Here is a 16,068-nt window from a genome sequence, read left to right on the forward strand (position 1 = left end):
CGAAAGAATCGTGGGGATCAACATCAGGATTAAGAGAAAGGTTGAGAAGGAAACTGGAAATCAATGCGCGCGGTGCTGACGGTAGAGTTGATAGCGACGCCAGAACAACGCGAATCCGATCGCCAGGAAGCTGCCAGCGACAACGCCACCGGCCACTGCGGGGATCAGCATGGTCTTTCTGCTGACCGATCGGCTTACGACCGGCAACTGGTAGGTATAGCGATTCTTGATACCGATCAAATCCGTCCTGATAGCTTCGATGGCCGCCTGGCGGATAATACCCTTATCCGCAATCGCGGCACGGAGGCGTTGTTCTACCTCTCAGCATTAGCCCAATCGCCTCACCCCAGCACCGCCAGCATGACGGCGCCGGCCTTGAGGACAGCCGTGGCGGGAACGCCCACGCGCAGTCCCAGGGACTCGCAGCTTTCGCGGGTGATGGACGCCACCACGGTTTCGCCGCCTGGCAGGGTGATGGATACCTCGGTGTTCACCGCGCCCGGCATCAGCCGTGACACCGTGCCGCTCAGTTGGTTGCGGGCCGACAGGCGGCAGCCTTCGAGATCGGTGAACACCATGACCATGGACGCCTTGACCAGCGCGACGACATCCTTGCCATAGGACAGTTCCAGCCAGCGGGCGGACTCGTTGGTAATGGCGGCGACCAGGGTTGCCCCGCCCTGCAGGGTGAGGGTGACCTCTGCCGTGACGGCACCCAGGTTGAGGCTGGCGACCTTGCCGGCCCATTGGTTGCGCGCGCTGGATTTCATGAAGAGTCTCCTGAACCATTGAAGTATGACCGGATCATGGCGCAACTCCTCGTTGAGCCGATCCAGGAAGCATTGCTTTTCCGCCTGCAAGCGGGTGAAGGCGAGCAACAGGGTCTTGCCGGTCGCCGTCAGGCGGGTGCCGCCGCCGTCACGCCCTCCCGTCGTCCGCGCCAGGAGCGGGCGGGGGGAAAGATTGCCGGCGCGCTCGATCATGTCCCAGGCGCCCTTGTAGCTGAGCCCCACCGTCCGTGCCGCGGCGCTGATCGAGCCGGTGCTGTCGATGGCCGCCAGCAGCTGGAACAGGCGTTCGTGGAGCCCTCCGCCGAGGATCAGTTCCGCCTCGACCAGCCGGGGGGCCGGAACGACGGCGGTGTCCTCCGCCTCATCCTCGAGGGGGTGCGATAGCTTGATGGTTTCCATGCCAGGCGGCTGCGGTCAAGAGGATCGGGTATCGGTCATGAAGCTTACCGCCTTAATCATGGCATAAACCGTCTGACCGGCCTGCAGATTCAGTGCGTGAGCGGATTTACGGGTAATCCGCGCCAGCAGGATCGCCTCCCCGGCCCGCAGGCGCACGAGCCGGTGCGCGGCGATGTCGGTTTCCTCCAGCGACAGCACTTGCGCCGGCAGGCAGTTGAGAATGCTGGTCCGCAACGGCCGCTCCAGCGCCAGGCCGACATCCTCCGGCAGGATGCGACAGCGCACCGGACTGCCGGGCGCCTCGAGCCGGCGCGCCACCCACAGGGCGCCGCCGCTGAAATCGAGGCAGCTGAGATCGTTGTCCGCATCGTGGCAGCGCAGACGGGTTTCGAGCACCGTGCCGATCTCGATGCCGGGGCCTCCCGCTGACGGCATATCACCCAGCACCGCGCCCAGGGGACCGGCGACACGCACCCGTCCCTGTGCCAGCACGACCAGATGGTCGGCCAGCCGCGCAACTTCCTCGGGCGCGTGGCTGACATACAGGACCGGGATCGCCAGGGTCCGGTGCAGGGTTTCCAGATAGGGCAGCAGCTCGCGCTTGCGGGCACCGTCCAGGGCGGCGAGCGGCTCGTCCATCAGCAGGATGCGGGGATTCACTGCCAGGGCCCGGGCGATGGCGACACGTTGCCGTTCGCCGCCGGACAGCCGGTCGGGACGCCGTTCCAGCAGATGTGCGATGCCGAGCAGTTCGACGGCCTGTTCCAGCGAGACGCGCTGCCCGGTTCCGCTGCGCCGCTGCCCATAGCGCAGATTGCCGAGCACGCTCAGGTGCGGGAACAGGCTGGGCTCCTGAAAGACATAGCCCAGCGGACGCCGGTGCGGCGGCAGCCAGCGGCGACCCTCCTGCCAGACGTCGCCGTTGACCCGCAAGCGCCCGTCCGGCGCGCGATCGAGGCCGGCGATGCAGCGCAGCAGGGTGGTCTTGCCCGAACCCGAGGGCCCATACAGCGCCGTCACACCCTGGCCCGGCAGATCCAGGTCGACATCCAGCCGGAAGCCGGGCCAGTCGAGCCGGAAGCGCGCTTGCAGACTCACGGCATCAACGCCGGCCGGCGGGTTGGCGCCAGACCTGAAGCGCCAGCAGCACGAGGAATGAGAAGACCAGCAGCACCAGCGCCAGCCGATGGGCGTCGCCATAGGCGAGCGCCTCGACATAATCGTAGATCTGTACCGAGGCCACCCGGGTCACGCCGGGCAGGTTGCCGCCGATCATCAGGACGACGCCAAATTCGCCTACCGTGTGGGCAAAGGTCAGGATGGCGGCGGTGAGAAAGCCGCGCCAGGCCAGCGGCACCGCCACGGTCAGAAAGGCATCCAGCGGCGTGGCGCGCAGGGTGGCGGCAACTTCCAGGGGCCGCTCGCCGATGGCCTCGAAGGCCGCCTGCAGGGGCTGCACCATGAACGGCAGTGAATACAGCACCGAGGCGATCAGCAGCCCGGCGAAGCTGAACGGCAGCAGGCCAAGCCCGAGGGCCTGCGTCAGCCGGCCCAGGGGCCCCTCCGGCCCCAGGGCCAGCAACAGGTAGAAACCCAGCACCGATGGTGGCAGCACCAACGGCAGGGCCACGACGGCACCGATGACGCCTGTCCAGCGCGCCCGCGAGCGGGCCAGCCACCAGGCGAGGGGGGTGCCGATGACCAGCAGGATCGCCGTCACCAGACCGGCCAGCCTGAGCGTCAGGCGGATCGCCTGCCAATCCTCGGCCGAAAGTCCCATGCGCCGGACCGGTCAGGCACCGTCGCAGCAGGGCCTGCCTCTATCGCCGGCGGCCTGGAAGGTCATGTGCGGATTCGAGCCCACGGGGTCAGTCAAGGGAAAAGCCAGTGTGCGGAACATGCGTCAAGATGTGTGCCCGTTGCCTGCCCAATTATCCAGGCAGGCCCCGCGCCATGCCACCCCGAACGCCGGCGGGCTTGCCATCGCTCCATGCCAATGGCCCAGCCAATTCTCACGTGAAGGAGCCTGGCGCAAGAGCCCGGTTCGCCACGTCCCATGTGCCCCATCTTCCCATGTGCCACCCCTTTCCTGCGTGTCACCCTGTTCCCATGTGTGACCCAGGTCCCCATGTGCCACCCTGAGCGGCGCGAAGGGTCCCAGCCCAGGGGCACAGCCAGGCAGGTGCCGATAGACTGGGATCCTTCCGCCGCTGTCGCGGCGTCAGGATGACACTGGGGCAGGGGCTGCCCGGCTCTCTCCGTCACCATCACACTGTCACGCACAGCGGGACGGCGGGGGCACATGGGCAGACGCTCTGCCCCTCACCCTTGTAGCCGCCGGTTCCCTTGCGGTGCCTCGCCTCCGGCAGCGGTCAGGCGTCGGCGGCTGCGGCGGAGCGGCTGGCCTTCTTGCGCTCGTGCTCCAGCAGCAGCTTCTTGCGGATGCGGATGGACTTCGGCGTGACCTCCACCAGTTCATCGTCGTCGATGAATTCCAGCGCCTGCTCCAGGCTGAAGCGGATCGGTGGGGTCAGCAGGATGTTCTCGTCCGAACCGGCGGCGCGGATGTTGGTCAGCTGCTTGGCCTTGGTCGGGTTCACGACCAGATCGTTGTCGCGCGAGTGGATGCCGATGATCATGCCCTCGTAGACCTCGGTGCCGTGCTCGATGAACATCCGCCCGCGCTCCTGCAGGTTGAACAGCGCGTAGCCCAGCGCCTTGCCGGCCACCATGGAGATCATGACGCCGTTGATGCGCTGGCCGATGTCGCCCTTCTTGACCGGGCCATAGTGGTCGAACACGTGGTACAGCAGCCCGGTGCCCGAGGTCGCGGTCATGAATTCGGTCTGGAAGCCGATCAGGCCGCGCGAGGGCATCATGTATTCCAGCCGCACCCGGCCCTGCCCGTCCGGCACCATGTTCAGCAGGTCGCCCTTGCGCTCGCCGAGCTTTTCCATCACGGCGCCCTGATTGGTCTCTTCCACCTCGATGGTGACGAACTCGTAGGGTTCGCAGGATTCGCCGTCGATTTCCTTGACGATGACCTCGGGCCGCGACACGCCCAGTTCATAGCCTTCGCGGCGCATGTTCTCGATCAGGATGGAGAGATGCAGCTCGCCGCGGCCGGATACCTTGAATTTGTCCGGATCGACGGTGTCCTCGACCCGCAGGGCGACGTTGTGCAGCAGTTCGCGCTGCAGGCGCTCGCGGATCTGGCGGGAGGTGACGAACTTGCCTTCCTTGCCGGCGAAGGGGGAATTGTTGACCTGGAAGGTCATGCTGACGGTGGGTTCGTCGACGGTCAGCGGCGGCAGGGCCTCGACGGCGTCGGGCGCGCAGATGGTGTCGGAAATCTCCAGCGCGTCGATGCCGGTGAAGGCGATGATGTCGCCGGCATTGGCCTCCGGTACCTCGACGCGTTCCAGCCCCTTGAAGCCGAACACCTGCAGCAGGCGCGCATTGCGCTGGCTGCCGTCGCGGTTGACCACCACCACCGGCGAATTGGTCCGGATGCTGCCCCGCTGGATGCGGCCGATGCCGATGACGCCGACATAGGGGTTGTAGTCCAGCTGGCTGATCTGCATGCGGAAGCCGCCTTCCTGATCGACCACCGGCGGATGCACCTTGTCGACGATGGTCTGGAACAGGTAATCCATGTTGCCTTCGCGGACGTCGGGGTTATCGCCGGCATAGCCGTTCAGCGCCGAGGCATAGACGACCGGAAAGTCCAGCTGCTCCTCGGTCGCGCCGAGGCGGTCGAACAGGTCAAAGGTCTGGTCCAGCACCCAGTGCGCGCGGGCGCCGGGCCGGTCGATCTTGTTGATGACCACGATCGGCTTCAGCCCCAGGGCGAATGCCTTCTGGGTCACGAAGCGGGTCTGCGGCATGGGACCGTCGACCGCGTCCACCAGCAGCAGCACCGAATCGACCATGGACAGCACGCGCTCCACCTCGCCGCCGAAATCGGCGTGGCCGGGTGTGTCGACGATGTTGATGTGGTAATCGCGCCAGTCGATCGCGGTGTTCTTGGCCAGGATGGTGATGCCGCGCTCCTTCTCCAGCGCGTTGGAGTCCATGACCCGTTCCTCGACCTTTTCATGCGCCGCGAAGGTGCCGGATTGCTGGAGCAGCTTGTCGACCAGCGTCGTCTTGCCGTGGTCGACATGGGCGATGATGGCGATGTTGCGAAGTTTCTCGATCATGGGGAAGCGGGCCTGCGGCGGTGATGGCAAACCGGACATTATACGGGGCAAACGTGACGGCTCATAATCGGCCGGCGATTTTCGCGGGTTTACCGGGCTGCCCAGCGCCACCCGTGCCGACCCCGTCCCGGCAATGGGCGGACGGATCAGCCGCTTCCCCGGTCATCCAGGCAGCCGCGCAGGAACAGCGACACCGCCTCGCGGGCCCAGTCGTCGATTTCGCGGCGGGACGGGGTGGGCTCCAGTCCGAACTGCAAGCGCTGGTAGCGCTCGCCACGCAGGGCGTTGACGAACTGGCCGGCCAGGAAACGGGTGTCGACCGGGGCCAGAAGGCCGTTGCGCCGGTAGCACTCGAAAAACCGCGCCAGGTGCGTGATGGTGCGCTCCGGTCCCTCCGCGTAGGACTCGCGGGCGACCTCCGGCAGCTGCCGCGCCAGCGCCATGGCCTGAATCCGCAGCTGGATCAGCTCCGGCCGCGTCACGTGGTACAGGTATTCGCGGGCGAACTCCAGCAGGACCGGCTCCGGATTGCCGGGGCACCCCTCCCCGACCGGCAGGGCGGCGACGAAAAGATCGCTGTAGCCGCGGATCACCGCGCGGAACAACCCCGCCTTGCCGCCGAAATAGCGGTAGATGGTGCGCAGCGAGACGCGCGCCTCGCGCGCGATGTGCTCCAGGCTGAGGTGGCCGTAACCGTGCTGGCTGAACAGCGACAGGGCCTGCTCCAGCAGCTCGCGCCGGCGCAGCGCCTCCTCGGCCTTGCGGGGTCGGCCAGGTCGCCGGACGATTTGTCGATCCGACACCGGTGGGGTCATGGCTGAATTCCGTTTATTTCGGTTTATAATGAAATGGAACCTTACCATTTCAGACCGCACCATGACCACTCTCTCTTCCGCGGGCTGCGCGCGCCCATGCTGATCCCGCGCGTTGCCTTCCACCTGCCGGCGGCCAGCCGGTGGCTGTCCCCGCTCCTGCTGCTGTCGCTCCTGCTCGGCTGCGGTGAAGGCAAGCCCGGCGCACCCAAGGTCATGCCGCCGGTGCCGGTCAAGACTGTGCTGCCGACCTTGCGCGAGGTGCTGGAATGGGACGAGTACACCGGGCGCGTCGAGGCGATCGAAACCGTGGAAATCCGCGCCCGGGTGAGCGGCTACCTGGAGCAGGTGCGCTTCAAGGACGGGGAAAAGATCAGGAAGGGCGACCTGCTGTTCGTCATCGACCAGCGCAGCTTCATCAGCGAGCTCAAGCGCGCCCAGGCTGAGCTGGAGCGCACCCGGACCAAGCTGGAACTGGCCCGGAACGATCTCAAGCGGGCGGAGCGGCTGCGGCTTTCCAAGGCGATTTCCGACGAGGAGTACGACTCGCGCAGCAAGGGCTTGGCCGAATCCACCGCCACCCTGCACTCGGCCGAGGCAGCGGTGGAAATGGCGCGCCTGAACCTAGACTTCACGCAGATCCGCTCGCCCATCGACGGCCGCATCGGCCGCACGCTCATCAACGTCGGCAACCTTGTCAACAACGATCAGACGCTGCTGACGACGGTGGTCTCGATCGATCCCGTCTATGTCTACATCGATGCCGACGAGCGCTCGATCCTCAAGTACCGCCGCCTGGCGGCGGAGGGTCTGCGCACCCATGGCGAGCGGGGCCGCATCGTCGCCGAGCTGGGCCTGATCGACGAGAACGGCTTTCCCCACCCCGGCTATATCGACTACACCGACCCGCGCATGGATGCCGCCACGGGAACCCTGCGCGTGCGCGGGATCTTCGCCAACCCGCACGAGCTGCTGAGCCCGGGACTGTTCGCCCGTGTCCGCATTCATGGCGGCGTGCCGCATGCCGCCCTGCTGGTTCCCGACCGCGCGGTCGCCACCGACCAGGACCAGAAATACCTCTGGGTGGCGAAAACCGACGGCACGGTGGATTACCGGCGCGTGACCCTCGGCAACCGGTTCGGCTCCTTCCGCGCGATCCTGGGCGGCCTGGCGGCGGATGAGCCGGTGGTCGTCGACGGCATCGCCAAGCTGCGCCCGGGTGCGCACATCAAGGCCCAGCCGACCGACATTCCCTACGATGGCTGAGCGCCCGCTACCGCAGCACCCAGGCTGATGCACCGTTTCACGCATTTCTTCATCGACCGGCCGATCTTTGCCTCGGTCCTGTCGATCCTCATCGTGCTGGTCGGCGGGCTGGCGCTGCTGACCCTGCCGGTCGCCCAGTATCCGGAGATCGCGCCACCCAGCGTGCAGGTCCGGGCCACCTACCCCGGCGCCAATGCCCAGGTGCTGTCGGAGACCGTGGCGACGCCGCTGGAACAGGAAATCAACGGCGTCGAGGACATGCTGTACCTGTCCAGCCAGTCCTCCAACGATGGCGTCATGCAGCTGACCATCACCTTCAAGCAGGGCGCGGATCTCGACAAGGCGCAGGTGCTGGTGCAGAACCGCGTAGCCCTGGCCGAGCCGCGCCTGCCGGAGGAAGTCCGCCGCCAGGGCATCGTGGTGCGCAAGCGCAGCCCCGATCTCAGCATGGTCATCAACCTGACCTCGCCGGACCGGCGGTTCGACAACGTCTACATGACCAACTACGCGCTGTTGCAGATTCGCGATGCGCTGGCGCGCGTGCCGGGCGTCGGCGACATCACCCTGTTCGGCGGGCGCGAGTACAGCATGCGCATCTGGCTGGACCCCGGCAAGGTCGCGGCGCGCCAGCTGACCGCCATGGATGTCGTCCAGGCCATCCGCGAGCAGAACGTGCAGGTGGCCGCCGGCGTCGTGGGCGCGCCGCCGACGCAGGGCCGGACCGACTTCCAGTACACCGTCCTGACCCAGGGGCGGCTGATCGATCCCGAGGAGTTCGCCGGGATCGTCATCCGCACCGGCAGCGACGGCCAGATCACGCACCTGCGGGATGTGGGCCGGATCGAGCTGGGCGCCAAGGACTACAACTCGGAGCTGAAGCTCGACGGCGAGGACAGCGTCGGTCTCGCCATCTTCCAGATGCCGGGCTCCAACGCCATCGACACCAAGACGGCGGTGGTGGCGGAAATGGAGCGGCTCAAGCAGCGCTTCCCGGCCGGACTGGACTACGTGCTCTCCTACGACACCGTGGTGTTCGTCCAGCAGTCGATCGACAAGGTCATCACCACCCTGCTCGAGGCCATCGTGCTGGTCATCGTCGTGGTGCTGGTGTTCCTGCAGACCTGGCGGGCGACGCTGATTCCCATGCTGGCGGTGCCGGTGTCGCTGGTCGGCACCTTCGCCGCCATGGCGGCGCTGGATCTGTCGCTGAACACCCTGTCGCTGTTCGGCCTGGTGCTGGCCATCGGCATCGTCGTCGACGACGCCATCGTCGTGGTCGAAAACGTGGAGCGCAACATGGCCCTGGGCATGAACGCCCGCGACGCGACCCGCCGGGCCATGGACGAGGTCGCCAGTCCGGTCATCGCCACCTCGCTGGTGCTGGTGGCGGTCTTCGTGCCGACCACCTTCATCACCGGTGTCTCGGGTGCCTTCTACAAGCAGTTCGCGCTGACGATCTCGGTGTCGACGCTGATCTCGACCTTCAACTCGCTGACCCTGAGCCCGGCCCTGTGCGCCCTGCTGCTGGACCGCGAACACCACAACCCGGATCTGCCGACCCGCATCATCGACCGGCTGTTCGGCTGGTTCTTCCGCGGTTTCAACCGCATCTTCGAGTGGCTGGGCAACGCCTATGCCTGGACGGTCGGCCGGCTGATCCGCTTCGCCGCGCTGGTGATGGTGCTGTACCTGGCACTCAATGGCCTCAACTGGTTGGCCTTCGACAAGGTGCCGACCGGCTTCATCCCGCCCCAGGACATGGGCTATCTGATCGTCTATGCCCAGCTTCCCGATGCCGCCTCGCTGGACCGCACCGAAGCCGTCATCCGCGAGGCCAGCCGGATCATCCTCGATACCCCGGGCATTGCCCACGTCAATGCCTATGCCGGCTTCTCGGTGCTGGGCGGCGGCAACCAGTCGAATGCCGGCACGCTGTTCACCCGCCTGACCAACCCGGAGCAGCGCGCCGATCATCCCGAGCTGCAGGCCGATGTCCTGGTGAACACCCTGCAGAAGCGGCTGTCGGCGATCGACGATGCCTTCGTGGCGGTCTTCGCCCCGCCGCCGGTGCGCGGCCTGAGCACCGTCGGCGGCTTCAAGCTGCAAATCCAGGACCGGACCAACCAGGGGCCGACGGAACTGGCCCGGGTCACCAACGACATCATCGCCAAGGCCAGCGCCCTGCCGGGCATGGCGCGGGTCTTCACCACCTTCCGCGCCAGCGTGCCGCAGCTGTTCGTCGACGTGGACCGCAGCCAGGCCAAGTCGATGGGCGTGCCGCTGGCCAACGTGTTCCAGACGCTGCAAATCTACCTGGGTTCGCTGTACGTCAACGATCTCAACCTGTTCGGCCGCACCTACCAGGTGTCGGCGCAGGCGGACGCGCCGTTCCGGGCCACCCCGGAGGACATCGGCGCGCTCAAGACCCGCAACGTCAACGGCGACATGGTGCCCCTGGCCACCCTCACGGAGGTTCGCCCGACGGCCGGCCCGGACAAGATTCCGCACTACAACATCTACCCGTCGGCGGAGATCAACGGCATCACCCTGCCCGGCATCAGCAGCGGCCAGGCCATCGCCAGCATGGAAGCCCTGCTGCGCGACGAACTGCCGCCCGCCATGGCCTTCGAGTGGACCGAACTCAGTCTGCAGCAGATTCTGGCCGGCAACACCGCCGCCTTCATCTTCCCGCTCAGCGTCGTGTTCGTGTTCCTGGCGCTGGCGGCCCAGTACGAAAGCTGGTCGCTGCCGCTGGCGGTCATCCTCATCGTGCCCATGTGCCTGCTCAGCTCGCTGGCCGGGGTCTGGCTGCGCGGCATGGACAACAACATCTTCACCCAGGTCGGCTTCATCGTGCTGGTCGGCCTCGCCAGCAAGAACGCGATCCTGATCGTGGAATTCGCCAAGCGCCGCCAGGAGGCCGGCCTGGGCCGGCGCGAGGCCGCCATCGAGGCGGCGCGGCTGCGCCTGCGGCCCATCGTCATGACCTCGCTGGCCTTCATCATGGGGGTATTCCCGCTGGTCGTCTCCACCGGCGCCGGCGCCGAGGTGCGGCGCATCCTGGGCACGGCGGTGTTCAGCGGCATGCTCGGCGTGACGATCTTCGGCCTGCTGCTGACGCCGGTCTTCTACGTGGTGGTGCGTCGCTTCGTCGAGCGCCGGCGCGGGAAGGCCGCACCATGACCACCGGCGGCATCACCGTGCTGGCGCGCCTGCTCGGGCTTGCGGGGCTCGCGGCCCTGCTGAGCGCCTGCCCGGTGGGCCCCACCTACCAGCGGCCGTCACTGGACCCGGGATCGGCCTTCGGCAACCAGGACGAGCAGGAATACGACCTGCGGGAAGCCGATCGGAACTGGTGGCGGCAATTCGACGATCCCCGGCTCACGCAGCTGATCGCACTGGCGGTGCGCAACAACTATGACCTCAAAATGGCCGAGGCCAACCTGCGCGAGGCGCGGGCGCTGTTCCTGGATGCCGGCCTGAATCTGCTGCCGCACGCCAACGCGCACGGCAACTTCACCACCCTGCGGCGCAGCTTCGACGCGCTCAACCGCCGCGACTTCGTGCCGCGCGGGCTGGACCTCTACACCCTTGGCTTCGACACCTGGTGGGAAGTCGACATCTGGGGCCGCATCCGCCGCGACGTGCAGTCCAAGGAGGCGGAGATCGAATCCGCCGAGGCCAATCGCCGCTATCTGACGCTCAGCATCATCGCCGAACTGGCCCGCAACTACGTCGAGATGCGCGGCCACCAGAACCAGCTGGCGGTCGACCGGCGCAACGCGGAAAACCAGAAGGCCACCTGGGATCTCACCATCGCCCGCCAGGAAGCCGGCATCGGCACCGAGTTCGACACCCAGCGCGCCAAGGCCCAGTACGACACCACCCTGGCGATGATCCCGCCGCTCGACAGCCTGGTGCGGCAGGACATCCACCGCATCTCGGTGCTGACCGGGCAGATTCCCTCCGCCCTGCTCAAGGAGCTGACCGAGCCCGCGCCCATTCCCGAGGCGCCGTCGCTGATCCATATCGGCAAGCCGGCCGACCTGCTGCGGCGGCGTCCCGACATCCAGTCGGCCGAACGGCAGCTGGCCGGCGCCACCGCGCGGATCGGCGTCGCCATGGCCGACCTGTTCCCGCGCGTGACCTTCGTCGGCGCCTTCAACCTGGAATCCAGCAGCATCACCGGGCTGGGCGCGCCGGGCACCAGCGCCTACAACATGGGGCCGCGCATCACCTGGCCGGCATTCGAGCTGGGCCAGGTGTACGCCCGCATCAAGGCCGCCGAAGCCAATGCCGATACCTACCTGGCCAACTACCAGCAGGTCGTGCTCAACGCGCTGGAGGAAACCGAGAACGCGCTGCTCGTCTACGACCGGCTGCGCGATCGCCAGGCCCTGCTGAAGACCGCCGCCGAGGCCAGCACCAAGGCCTATGAAATCGCCAATGTCCGCTTCGAGGAGGGGGTCGAGGACTTCCTCAACCTGCTGGATACCGAGCGGCGCCTGCTGCTGGACCAGCGCGAGTACGCGCAGAGCCAGACCGCCACGGCGGCGGCCCTGATCGGCATCTACAAGGCGCTGGGCGGCGGCTGGGAAGTCTTCCAGACCCTGGAGGACGCCAAGCGGCCGGTCGAGGATGTCTTCACGCCCTAGCCTGCCCGCCGCATTCCCGCCAGAAACCTTGCCACCCGCCCAGGAGACCCGACATGCTTGACGAGTTGCTTACCGAAGTCGACAGCGAGGACCGGGTCATCGGCCCCCGGGCGCGCGGCGAGATCCATCGCCTGGGACTGCGGCACCGGTCCGTGCACATCCTGGTCTTCAATCCCCGCGGCGAGCTGTTCCTGCAGCAGCGTGCCGCCAGCAAGGACATCAATCCGGGGCTGTGGGATACCTCCGCCGCCGGCCATGTCGACCATGGCGAAAGCTACGATGCCTGCGCCCGGCGGGAGCTCCGGGAGGAACTGGGCATCGAGGCGCCCGACCTGCCCGCGCCCCTGTTCAAGCTGCCCGCCTCGGCCCTGACCGGCTGGGAATTCGTAGAGGTCTACCGCCTCGTCCATGCCGGCGAGCTGCGGCTCAACGCCGACGAAATCGCCGCGGGCGCCTGGCTGTCACCGGCCGAGGTCGACCGCCGCAACCGCTCCGGCACCGCCGGGCTGACCGCTTCCTTCCGCCTGATCTGGACCCGCTACCGCGAGCATTTTCCGGCCTGAATCAGGCCGGCGCCGCCGGGGTGGCCAGTGCGGCCAGCAGCACCTGGAACGCCCGGCGCGTGGAGGCGAAGGCAAACCGCGCCGGGTCCACCGCGGCCGGCTCCAGCAGCACCAGCTCGGCGATGTCGTCGGCGGCCCGCAAGTGCGCCGGGTCGGCCACCGCGCCGACGAAGAACAGGTCGGCGGTCTTGTAGGGAATGTCGGCGTACAGGTAATCGTTCGGGAAGCTGGCGAGATAGCGCAAATCCCGAATCTCGACGCCCAGTTCCTCCCGGACCTCACGCCGCAGTCCCGCCTCCACGCTCTCGTCGAACTCGATGAAGCCGCCCGGCACGTCCAGGCACCCCCGACGGGGTTCCTCGGCCCGTACGCCCAGGACCAGCCGGTTGCCGGCGAACAGGAACACCGCGGCCGCGGCCGCCGTATTGAAGAAGAAGCGCAGCCCGCAGCAGGGGCACTGCAACTGGCGGTTGTCGAGAATGGCGGGGCCGGGCGTGGCGCAGCGCGGACAATAACGGAAGGCGCGCGACAGGCGCGGGTCGGTCGGGCCTGAATCAGGGATCATGGTCTGCAAGGCTGTCTTGAGGGAAATTGCCACACGCGGAGCGGCTCATAAGAACCATTCCCGCACAAGGAGGCGGTTTATTTGCTAGGCTTGCGGTTGTTTGGCCCCGGGTATCGTGCTGTAATAGTATCGACAGGGAACTACCAGGATCCCGGCCAACTGCCCAACCCCACCAGAACCGGAGTCACCGTGAAAACCTTCGAGAAACTGTTATTGGAAAACAAGGCCTGGGCGCAGGACAAGGTCACCGCCGATCCCAACTTCTTCGAGCGCCTGGCCGATGTGCAGAAACCCGATGTCCTGTGGATCGGCTGCTCGGACAGCCGGGTGCCCTCCGAAATCATCGTCAACGCGGAGCCGGGCGAGATGTTCGTCCACCGCAACATCGCCAACCAGCTCATCATGACCGACTTCAACAGCCTCAGCGTGTTGCAGTATGCCGTCGACGTGCTCAAGGTGAGCCATGTCATCGTCTGCGGACACTACAACTGCGGCGGCATCCGCGCCGCCCTGAAGAAGCAGAACCCAAGCCTGCTGATGGTCAACAAGTGGCTCAAGCACATCAAGGATGTCTACCGCCTGCATCACCAGGAACTGGAGTCGCTGTCCAGCGAGGATGACCGGGTGCATCGCCTGGTCGAGCTGAACGTCATCGAGCAGATCTACAACCTGGCGCATACCTCCATCATCCAGGCCGCCTGGAAGCGCGAGCAGCGCCCCACGCTGCACGGCTGGGTCTACGGACTGAACGACGGCATCATCAAGGAGCTGATCAACCTGCCGCCGGGCAGCGAGATCAACCCGATCTACCAGTACACCGAAGAATCGGCCTGAGCCAATTCCCCGCCGACCGCCCTCTACCGGACCAGCGCCCGGGCCGATCGCCCGGGCCAGCCCTCCACGCCCGGCGGCAACCTGCCACCTTCATGCCGGCATGAAAAACCCGCCCCCCGATGGAGGGGCGGGTTGGTCAATGCCGATCGCTCGACCGCCAGCGCGCTCAGTGCGCGGCGTCCCCCGGACCGAGCGCCCCCGCCATGGCGACTTCGTGCCCCGTGCCGGAAACCCCGGCGACATTGCGGATATGCACCGTGACGTCGCTGTCCTGCGCGGCCTTGAGGTAGTTGATGATGGCGCCGAGGATATCCTTGTCGATGAACTCGGCACGCGAACCGTCGATGATCACATGCCCGCCCGGCTCGATGCGGTCGAGCAGCTGGCGCAGCAATGCTTTGTTGAGGAAGGACACGTCCTTGCGCAGACGCAGCAGATAGTTGTTGCCGTCCTGGGTCAGGCTGATGGCCGCCTTGAAGTTCGCCCGCATGACGAAGATCAGGCCGATGACGATGCCGATGGAAATGCCCTTGAGCAGGTCGGTGATGAGAATGGCGCTGACCGTGATGATGAAGGGCAGGAACTGATCGCGTCCCCGCCGATACATGTCGAGAAAGATCGAGGGCTTGGCCAGCTTGTAGCCGGTGATCAGCAGGATGGACGCCAGCGCCGACAGCGGAATGTAGTTGATCCACTCGACCAGGAACAGGACGCTCAGCAGCAGCAGCAGGCCGTGCACCATGCTCGCCACCTTGGTGCGACCACCGGCGCTGACATTGGCCGCGCTGCGCACGATGACCGAGGTCATCGGCAGGCCGCCCAGCAGGCCGCTGACGATATTGCCGACACCCTGCGCCTTCAGCTCCTGGTTGGTGGGCGCCACACGCCGGAACGGGTCCAGCTTGTCCACCGCCTCCAGGCTCAGCAAGGTTTCCAGACTGGCGATGATGGCGATGGTGACCGCCAGCGAATAGATCTTGACGTTGGCCCACTGGGTGAAGTCCGGCATGACCAGATGGTCGACCAGGTCGCCGAGGGTCTGATGCGCCGGCAGGCTCACTAGGTGCTGCCCCTTGATTTCCAGGGGGGTACCAAGCGTCAGGATCTCGAAGGCAACGCCCCAGAGCACCGCCACCAGCGGCCCCGGCACCAGGCTCAGGACGCGGTTCTTCTTGAAGAAGGAGGTTTCCCACAGCAGCATGATGAGGATGCCGACAAAGCTGACGATGGTCGCCGCCGGCGAGATGGCCTTCAGCGCGTCGCCGATCTCGAAGAAGGTGGAGGACGGCGTCTGCGGCGAATAGGTCTCGTCGACGACGGCATCGACGCCGAAGCCGACCGCGTGCGGCAGCTGCTTCATGATGAGGATGAGCCCGATGGCGGTCAGCATGCCGCGGATGACCGCCGAGGGGAAATAGGCGCCGATGATACCGGCCCTGAGGTACCCCAGCGCCAGTTGCAGCACGCCCGCCAGCACCACGGCCAGGAGAAAGGTCTGGAAGCCGCCGACCTGCTCGATACCGTGCAGGATGATGACGGTCAGGCCCGCCGCAGGACCCGACACGCTCAATTGCGAGCCGCTGAGGAGCGATACCACCACGCCGCCGACGATGCCGGTCACGATGCCGGAGAACAGCGGCGCGCCGGAAGCCAGGGCGATGCCCAGACAGAGCGGCAACGCGACCAGGAAGACCACGACGCCGGCCGGCAGATCGTGGGACAGATTTTGCAGGTAATAAGCCAATTGCTTGCGCGCCATGGGTGGGTCCTCTCCTGACTCCAGCGAAGGGTTTCGGTACGAAACTATTTAATCAGCGAGAGTGGGGCATTGCAACCCTGTTCGCGGACGATATTCACCGATCTCGCCGAGCCCGTCGGTCATATCCACCATACGCCACATTTTGTTGCGCATGCGCCGATGCGGCGTTTCGCATCGGCGACACTTGCGCCGGTTATACTCGGACACCCCCGTCATCCGCCG

At 66.4% G+C, this 16,068-nt stretch carries 13 protein-coding genes; 5 read left to right on the forward strand and 8 right to left on the reverse strand.

The annotated features are described in order from the left end of the window. Positions 1–60: 60 nt before the first annotated feature. The 6 genes from ACYQ1H_RS09935 to ACYQ1H_RS09960 all read right to left on the reverse strand — a co-directional run bounded on the left by ACYQ1H_RS09935 (position 61) and on the right by ACYQ1H_RS09960 (position 6,195). Positions 61–240, reverse strand: a complete 180-nt coding sequence (locus tag ACYQ1H_RS09935) for a hypothetical protein (protein ID WP_460027895.1) — start codon at positions 238–240, stop codon at positions 61–63. 101 nt (positions 241–341) lie between these two features. Beyond that, complete coding sequence (locus ACYQ1H_RS09940; protein WP_460027896.1) at positions 342–1,190, reverse strand: TOBE domain-containing protein; 849 nt, start codon at positions 1,188–1,190, stop codon at positions 342–344. Positions 1,191–1,205: 15 nt separating this feature from the next. After that, a complete protein-coding gene (modC, locus tag ACYQ1H_RS09945) occupies positions 1,206–2,288 on the reverse strand; it encodes a molybdenum ABC transporter ATP-binding protein (protein ID WP_460027897.1) in 1,083 nt (360 codons plus the stop codon). Positions 2,289–2,292: 4 nt separating this feature from the next. Continuing rightward, positions 2,293–2,970 (reverse strand): molybdate ABC transporter permease subunit, encoded by a 678-nt coding sequence (gene modB, locus ACYQ1H_RS09950; RefSeq protein ID WP_460027898.1) that lies wholly within the window; start codon positions 2,968–2,970, stop codon positions 2,293–2,295. Positions 2,971–3,562: 592 nt separating this feature from the next. Beyond that, positions 3,563–5,392 (reverse strand): translational GTPase TypA, encoded by a 1,830-nt coding sequence (gene typA / locus ACYQ1H_RS09955; protein WP_460027899.1) that lies wholly within the window; start codon positions 5,390–5,392, stop codon positions 3,563–3,565. A 146-nt stretch (positions 5,393–5,538) separates the two neighbouring features. After that, positions 5,539–6,195 carry a TetR/AcrR family transcriptional regulator gene (locus ACYQ1H_RS09960; protein WP_460027900.1) on the reverse strand — a complete coding sequence of 219 codons (657 nt, stop codon included), beginning with the start codon at positions 6,193–6,195 and terminating at the stop codon, positions 5,539–5,541. A gap of 108 nt (positions 6,196–6,303) precedes the next feature. Between ACYQ1H_RS09960 and ACYQ1H_RS09965 the strand changes: the two genes are divergently transcribed. From ACYQ1H_RS09965 to ACYQ1H_RS09980, 4 genes are read left to right on the forward strand one after another with little or no spacing between them, the layout of a single operon-like run. Further along, positions 6,304–7,470 (forward strand): efflux RND transporter periplasmic adaptor subunit, encoded by a 1,167-nt coding sequence (locus ACYQ1H_RS09965; protein WP_460027901.1) that lies wholly within the window; start codon positions 6,304–6,306, stop codon positions 7,468–7,470. 27 nt (positions 7,471–7,497) lie between these two features. Further along, entirely contained in the window at positions 7,498–10,653 is a 3,156-nt protein-coding gene (locus ACYQ1H_RS09970) for an efflux RND transporter permease subunit (protein ID WP_460027902.1), read from the forward strand. Continuing rightward, the gene (locus tag ACYQ1H_RS09975; protein ID WP_460027903.1) at positions 10,650–12,125 is read left to right on the forward strand and encodes an efflux transporter outer membrane subunit; all 1,476 of its coding nucleotides are present in this window, start codon (positions 10,650–10,652) and stop codon (positions 12,123–12,125) included. The genes ACYQ1H_RS09970 and ACYQ1H_RS09975 overlap by 4 nt, the downstream gene beginning before the upstream one ends. Positions 12,126–12,178: 53 nt before the next feature. Beyond that, positions 12,179–12,688: an NUDIX hydrolase gene (locus ACYQ1H_RS09980; RefSeq protein WP_460027904.1), complete on the forward strand. Its 510-nt coding sequence runs from the start codon at positions 12,179–12,181 to the stop codon at positions 12,686–12,688. A gap of 1 nt (position 12,689) precedes the next feature. Here ACYQ1H_RS09980 and ACYQ1H_RS09985 read toward each other — a convergent pair whose 3' ends face one another. Beyond that, positions 12,690–13,253, reverse strand: coding sequence for an NUDIX domain-containing protein (locus tag ACYQ1H_RS09985; RefSeq protein WP_460027905.1), 564 nt, complete (start codon positions 13,251–13,253; stop codon positions 12,690–12,692). Positions 13,254–13,442: 189 nt separating this feature from the next. Between ACYQ1H_RS09985 and can the strand changes: the two genes are divergently transcribed. Further along, a complete protein-coding gene (gene can, locus ACYQ1H_RS09990; RefSeq protein WP_460027906.1) occupies positions 13,443–14,087 on the forward strand; it encodes a carbonate dehydratase in 645 nt (214 codons plus the stop codon). A 166-nt stretch (positions 14,088–14,253) separates the two neighbouring features. On the opposite strand, the gene ACYQ1H_RS09995 is transcribed toward can, so the two are convergent. Then, the gene (locus ACYQ1H_RS09995) at positions 14,254–15,846 is read right to left on the reverse strand and encodes a SulP family inorganic anion transporter (protein ID WP_460027907.1); all 1,593 of its coding nucleotides are present in this window, start codon (positions 15,844–15,846) and stop codon (positions 14,254–14,256) included. Positions 15,847–16,068: the final 222 nt, after the last annotated feature.

The organism is Methyloparacoccus murrellii, from assembly GCF_054657115.1.